Source organism: Propioniciclava sp., from assembly GCF_036744435.1.
In the GTDB taxonomy this organism is placed as follows: Bacteria; Actinomycetota; Actinomycetes; order Propionibacteriales; family Propionibacteriaceae; genus Propioniciclava.
On sequence record NZ_DAIOIA010000153.1, the window covers coordinates 1 to 5,733 of the forward strand.

The following is a 5,733-nucleotide window of genomic DNA, read 5'->3' on the forward strand; positions in this document are numbered from 1 at the left end:
GCCAGCGGCTTGGCTGCCTTCACCCAGACCTTCACGGGCGTGGGGGCGGAGTCGATGACATGGGCCCATGCCGAGGCGAGGGTGGCGTCGTCGGCCATCACACTCTCCTCAATACGCCGGGTTCTAGGGACGATGTGTCCACAATCGTCATCCACAGGTGTGGACAACGTACACGAAGACGTCCCCGGACGTGGCCTCCTCGTGGGGAGTCACGCTAGTCCTGTGGGTGACGACCGGCAACCGAGCCGATTTGATTCCGTGTTCGAATCCCGCTGCTCTCGGCGTGTCGGCTCGACGTGCCGCCCTGGAACCGTTCGGTTTGCTCCCAGGGGACGCCTCCGCGTATCGTTGGGTAGTCGTCGTCTTTGGCGATGCCTGGGTCCACTGTGGGTCCAGTCGATCCGATCAGACCGTGATCACGAGGGAGAACAGGCGTGAGCAAGCGCACTTTCCAGCCGAGCAACCGGCGTCGCAGCCGCACCCATGGGTTCCGTCTGCGCATGCGGACGCGCGCCGGACGCAGCATTCTGGCCGCGCGCCGCCGCAAGGGCCGCGTCCGCCTCGCCGGCTGACGACAGAACCACCGCAGCGGTGTTGCCCGCCGAACACAGACTGCGCACCTCGGACGAGTTCCGTTCCGTGGTGCGTCAGGGTGTCCGGGCGGGTCGCCATGCCCTGGTAATACACGCACGAGCTACGCCGACTCAGGCGAGTCGAGCCGGGTTCGTGGTGTCCAAGGCGGTTGGCAACGCCGTGACCCGTAACCGGGTCAAGCGCCAACTCCGGCACTTGGTCGCGGGCGAGCTCGCGCACACCCCGATCGGTGTGGCCGTCGTGGTGCGGGCGCTGCCGCCTGCCGCCGCCGGACACCTGGCCGAGGACTTGGGCCAGGCGTGGGCGTCCGCGCTGGGCAAGCTGGGTGTGACCCGATGAAGTACGTCCTGATCGGCCTGCTCAAGGCCTACCGCGCGGTCATCAGCCCGCTGTACGGGAACGTGTGCAAGTTTCACCCCACGTGCTCGGCCTACGCTCTGGACGCCGTCCGGATGCATGGAGCCGTCAAGGGCACGTGGCTGACCATGAAGCGCCTCGTGCGCTGCCATCCCTGGTCGCTCGGGGGCTATGACCCCGTGCCGGCCACTGACGCACAGAAGGTGCAGCGTGTTTGACGGGATTCTCGGCTTCCTGGACATGATCATGCAGCCGATCTATGCCGCGATGTCCGGCATTCTGGTCGGCTTCCATTGGCTCTACAGCCAAGTGTTGGACAGCGAGTCCGGCTGGACGTGGGCGCTGGCGATCGTGTCGCTGACCGTCGTCGTCCGCATGCTGATGATTCCGCTGTTCGTCAAGCAGATCAACAGCTCTCGCTCTATGCAGTTGGTCGCGCCGAAGACGCGCGCCCTGCAGGAGAAGTACGGCAACGACCGGAACAAGCTCGCCGAGGAGATGCAGAAGCTCTACCGCGAGGAGGGCGTCAACCCTGCCGCCTCGTGCCTGCCGCTGCTGATCCAGATGCCGATCTTCCTGGGCCTGTTCTATGTGCTCAACGGCGCGGCGCACGGCCAGGCCAAGGGCTATTTCTTCGAGCAGAACCCCGAACTGGTCGGTTCGCTGCAGCACGCCCGCGTGTTCGGCGCGGAGATCTCGGCGACCCTGAGCAACAACGGGCTGACCAACTTCAACTCCACGTTCTTCGTGGCCGTGTTCCTCATCATCGGCATGACGGTGACGCTGTTCATCACCCAGCTGCAGATGACCCGCAAGAACATGCCTCCCGAGGCGCTCACCGGGCCCATGGCGCAGCAGCAGAAGATGATGCTGTACCTCTTCCCCGCGATCTACCTGTTCACCGGCGTGAACTTCCCCATCGGCGTCATGATCTACTGGTTCGCCTCGAACCTGTGGACACTGGGTCAGCAGTACATCCTGATCCACAACAACCCGACGCCCGGGACGCCGGCGTTCCTCGACTGGGAAGATCGGATGCGCGCCCGGGGCAAGGATCCCGACGCCATCCTGGCCGAACGTCGCGCGAAGATGCGCAAGACGAAGGCTCCGGCCGTGGCTGGCGACACGACGAAGGTCGCCCGGCAGAATGCGTCCGCGACGAACACCAACATCGACCCCACATCCGCAGATTCGGACGCCTCGGCGACCGATGACGGATCGGGCAAGCAGCGCGTCCGTCGGCAGCAGCCGACGAAGGGATCGCGCGCCACCCGCAAGCAAGGGCCCCGTTCCTGAGGCCCTTCCCCATGAGGAAGTGAACGAACATGAGTGAGGAACAACCCGACGTGGTCGAGGTCGTCGAGGCTGAGGTGGCCGCTGTCGAGGAGCCCGTCGATGCCGACGCGGATTCCCCGAAGGTCAGCAAGCGCGAGGAGGCCCTGAACAACGAGGGCGAGATCGCGGCCGACTACCTGGAGGAACTGCTCGACATCGCCGACTTGGACGGCGACATCGACACCTTCAACGAGTCCGGCCGGGCCCACGTGTCGGTCATCACCGACGCCGAGGTGCTGGTCGGCAAGGACGGTGAGGTGCTGGACGCCCTGCAGGAGCTCGCCCGCCTGGCCGTCATGACCGAGACGGGGCATCGCAGCCGACTGATGCTCGACATCGCCGGCTACCGGGACAAGCAGCGCCGTCAGCTTCAGGACCTTGCGGGCGACGCGATCGCCGACGTGCAGAGCACGGGTGAGCCGGTGCGCCTGAGCCCGATGAATCCTTACCAGCGCAAGATCGTGCACGACGCGGTCGCGGCCGCCGGCCTGTCGAGCGAGTCCGAGGGCGAGGAGCCCCGTCGCCGCGTGGTCGTGCTGCCGAAGGCCTGAGCCATGCAGACGCCGGCTGTCGCCGGTGACCTCTTCGGGGCGGACGTCGATACGGCGTCCGCCTACGCTCATCTGCTCGCCTCCCGCGGCGTCGAGTGGGGGCTGATCGGTCCGCGCGAGGTGGACCGGATCTGGGAGCGGCACGTCCTCAACAGTGTGGCGGTGTCCGCGTTGGTGCCCGAGGATGCGACGGTCGTCGACGTGGGCTCGGGGGCCGGACTTCCGGGCATCCCGCTGGCGATCGCGCGTCCGGACCTGCGGGTCACGCTGCTGGAGCCGCTGCAGCGACGAGCCACGTTCCTCGTCGAGGTGGTCGACGAACTGGGTCTGGGAGACCGGGTGCGCGTGATCCGCGGGCGCGCCTCACAGGCGTCCGACCAGGATCCGTTGGTGCACCGAGGGCGGTACGACGTCGTGACGTCACGCGCGGTGGCGGCTTTGCCGAAGCTGGTCCAGTGGTGTGAGCCGTTGATGGAGCCTGACGGACGGATCGTCGCCTTGAAGGGCTCCTCGGCCGCACGTGAGGTCGAGGAGTCGCGCGGAGCCTTGCGCAAGCGCGGCCTGGTCGCGGACGTGCATCCGGAGCGCGCCTACCCGGACGCCGAGCCCACCTGGCTGGTGCTGTGCCGTCGGGCACGGCGGTGACGGAGCAGTTTCTCCACGGACGTCTCGTCGAGGAGTTGGGGAGCCGCCTGGTCGCCGGGGATCCCCCCGCAGGTCATCGGTTCACGACGGCGTGGGTCGAGAGCGAGTTCGCGGTGTCCCGTTCGGTCGCGCGCGAAGCGATTCGAGTCCTGGAGAGCCTGGGGATGGTGCGCAACAGCCGGCGTATCGGGTGCACCGTGCAGCCCTCCTCGTCCTGGAACACCCTGGATCCGCACCTCATCCGCTGGCAGCTGTCGGGACCGAATCAGGCCGCTCATCTGCGGGCGTTCACGGAGCTGCGGGCCGCGTTGGAGCCGCAGGCCGCCGCGCTGGCCGCCCAGCGGGCGTCGCGCGAGCAGAGCGACCGGCTGGTGAGGACCGCCGCGTTGATGGCGGATCTAGGCGGCCGGGAGTTGGGGGACAGCGAGGACTTCCTGGCGGCGGACGTGGAGTTCCACGCGACGGTCATGGCTGCCTCATCGAACCCGGCCTTCGTGGCGTTGGTGCCGACGTTGACCGCCTGCCTGGTGGGTCGGAACGACGAAGGTTTGACGCCGGCGCAGCCCGACACGGCGAACCTGCATCACCACATCGCGCTCGCCGAGGCGATCAAGGTGGGCGACGTGGCGGCCGCGGTGGCAGCCGCCACGTCGTTGGTCACCGTGGTGACCGGCGAGATCACATGATCTTCTGCAACTGATCCCACAGGCCGAGCCCGCCCACCGCGAACACGGCGATGCAGGACACGAACAGGTAGATCTTCCAGGCGGTCTTGCCCTTGATGCGGGGGTCCGTCTCGGTCTTGTTCAGGTACAGCGTCGCGATGACGACGGCCATCAGGAAGATGGCATTGCCGACGCCCGCGATGAGCACCATGGCCAGGGGGGACTGGATCGCGATGGCGAACAGGCCCCAGGCGACCGGCAGGCCGATGACGAGGGCCCGCATCCAGCGGTCGCGCTGGACCGGGTTGGCCCAGTCGATCACATGGAAGACGGCGAGGGTGTTGCTGACCTGCCGGGCGAAGCCGGGGGCGTTGGCCAGGATCGTCTTGAACAGCGCGATCGCGGCGCCCACGAGGAAGACCGCGCCGGCCCATCCGCCGAGGGTGTCGGTGAAGATGCGGGAGATGGTGGAGAGCACATCGTTGCCCTTGGGGGTGAGCCCCTGGGGATTCAGCACAGCGGCGCCGAGGATGTAGAAGGCGGCCGTCGAGATGGTGTAGATCACCCACGAGACCCAGGCATCGACCTGCATGACCTTGATCCAGCCGCGGGCGCGGTCGGCCCAGGCTTGTGAACCGTCGTTGGGGCCGGTCCAGGCCGCGTAGCCCTTTTCGACGACCCAATAGGTGTAGGCGGTGATCTCTCCCGCGCCGACACCGGTCAGACCGAACATGGCCAGGGCGACGCCCATCGCGCCCGCAGCGATCTGGAAGCGCATGCCGGAGACAAGGTCGCCTGCTGTCCAGGCGAAGGGGGTGAACTGGACGCCGAACACCATCAAGATGACCAGGACGGTGACGAGGACGACCAGGATGGTGGAGACCCGCTCCACGATGTCGTACTTGTTGGCGGCATGGATGGCGATGGCGAGGATCACCATCACGACGATCCACACGGCGAGGGAGAGTGGGGAGAGGGGGTCTCCGCCGACCGGCAGCAGCATGGACATCGCCAGGGCTGCGGCGCCGAGGACGCCACCTTGGCCGATGAGGATCTGCAGGAACATCAGGAGGCCGACGTAGGAGATCCAGCCGCGGCCGGCGATCTTCGGGGGGACCTGGTCGTAGCCGGTCATGGCGGCCTTGCCGGTGGAGATCGACCAGCGGGCGAGCTCGATCTGGACGGCCACCTTGACGAAGGTGGACAGCAGCACGAGCCACAGCAGCATGAAGCCGACCTGGGCGCCGAGGGTGGTGGCGGTGAGGAGCTCTCCGGAGCCGACGACGGCGGCGGAGGTCACCATGCCGGGGCCGAGGTACTTCAGACGCCCGCGCATGGTGGTGGGCGGCTGTTGGATCCTGCGTTCGTCGAGGAGGTAGGCGTCCGTGGGGGACGCGTCGAGGGAGGCGGTGTTGTCGGAAGTGCTCATGAGCTCTTTCGTTCGTGCGAGGGGCACCTGTGCCCGCAGCGGTGGTGTGTTGAAAGGATTACATCATACGATTCAGCAGACGGGAATCTGCCGCTGAGGGCGCAGGGCCCGGTGCGGCCTGGTCTCCATGGCCATAAACGATCAAACGCTAAAGAGA

8 protein-coding genes are annotated in these 5,733 nt (G+C 67.1%); 7 read left to right on the forward strand and 1 reads right to left on the reverse strand.

Annotated elements, in window-relative coordinates:
• The first annotated feature begins 434 nt into the window (after nt 1-434).
• The 7 genes from rpmH to V7E09_RS14045 are packed head-to-tail and all read left to right on the forward strand — an operon-like array spanning nt 435 to nt 4,168.
• A complete protein-coding gene (rpmH, locus tag V7E09_RS14015; protein WP_129458327.1) occupies nt 435-572 on the forward strand; it encodes a 50S ribosomal protein L34 in 138 nt (45 codons plus the stop codon).
• 19 nt (nt 573-591) lie between these two features.
• Nucleotides 592-933 carry a ribonuclease P protein component gene (rnpA, locus tag V7E09_RS14020; protein ID WP_324512435.1) on the forward strand — a complete coding sequence of 114 codons (342 nt, stop codon included), beginning with the start codon at nt 592-594 and terminating at the stop codon, nt 931-933.
• Nucleotides 930-1,169, forward strand: coding sequence for a membrane protein insertion efficiency factor YidD (gene yidD, locus V7E09_RS14025; RefSeq protein WP_324512434.1), 240 nt, complete (start codon nt 930-932; stop codon nt 1,167-1,169). Before rnpA ends, yidD begins: the two co-directional genes overlap by 4 nt.
• A gap of 22 nt (nt 1,170-1,191) precedes the next feature.
• Nucleotides 1,192-2,247 (forward strand): membrane protein insertase YidC, encoded by a 1,056-nt coding sequence (gene yidC, locus V7E09_RS14030; protein WP_324512436.1) that lies wholly within the window; start codon nt 1,192-1,194, stop codon nt 2,245-2,247.
• Nucleotides 2,248-2,276: 29 nt separating this feature from the next.
• Nucleotides 2,277-2,837: a Jag family protein gene (locus V7E09_RS14035; RefSeq protein WP_324523574.1), complete on the forward strand. Its 561-nt coding sequence runs from the start codon at nt 2,277-2,279 to the stop codon at nt 2,835-2,837.
• A 3-nt stretch (nt 2,838-2,840) separates the two neighbouring features.
• Nucleotides 2,841-3,482: a 16S rRNA (guanine(527)-N(7))-methyltransferase RsmG gene (gene rsmG / locus V7E09_RS14040; RefSeq protein ID WP_324512427.1), complete on the forward strand. Its 642-nt coding sequence runs from the start codon at nt 2,841-2,843 to the stop codon at nt 3,480-3,482.
• A complete protein-coding gene (locus tag V7E09_RS14045; RefSeq protein ID WP_324512426.1) occupies nt 3,479-4,168 on the forward strand; it encodes a FadR/GntR family transcriptional regulator in 690 nt (229 codons plus the stop codon). Before rsmG ends, V7E09_RS14045 begins: the two co-directional genes overlap by 4 nt.
• Here the strand turns inward: V7E09_RS14045 and V7E09_RS14050 are convergent.
• Nucleotides 4,161-5,576: an Nramp family divalent metal transporter gene (locus tag V7E09_RS14050; protein ID WP_324523575.1), complete on the reverse strand. Its 1,416-nt coding sequence runs from the start codon at nt 5,574-5,576 to the stop codon at nt 4,161-4,163. The two genes, V7E09_RS14045 and V7E09_RS14050, sit on opposite strands and share 8 nt — an antisense overlap.
• Between the last annotated feature and the right edge of the window lie 157 nt (nt 5,577-5,733).

Excerpts from the sequence above, each read along its gene's own strand:
- yidD (WP_324512434.1), top strand. The coding sequence starts at position 930 with ATGAAGTACGTCCTGATCGGCCTGCTCAAGGCCTACCGCGCGGTCATC.
- yidC (WP_324512436.1), top strand. The coding sequence starts at position 1,192 with ATGATCATGCAGCCGATCTATGCCGCGATGTCCGGCATTCTGGTCGGC.
- V7E09_RS14035 (WP_324523574.1), top strand. The coding sequence starts at position 2,277 with ATGAGTGAGGAACAACCCGACGTGGTCGAGGTCGTCGAGGCTGAGGTG.
- rsmG (WP_324512427.1), top strand. The coding sequence starts at position 2,841 with ATGCAGACGCCGGCTGTCGCCGGTGACCTCTTCGGGGCGGACGTCGAT.
- V7E09_RS14050 (WP_324523575.1), bottom strand. The coding sequence starts at position 5,576 with ATGAGCACTTCCGACAACACCGCCTCCCTCGACGCGTCCCCCACGGAC.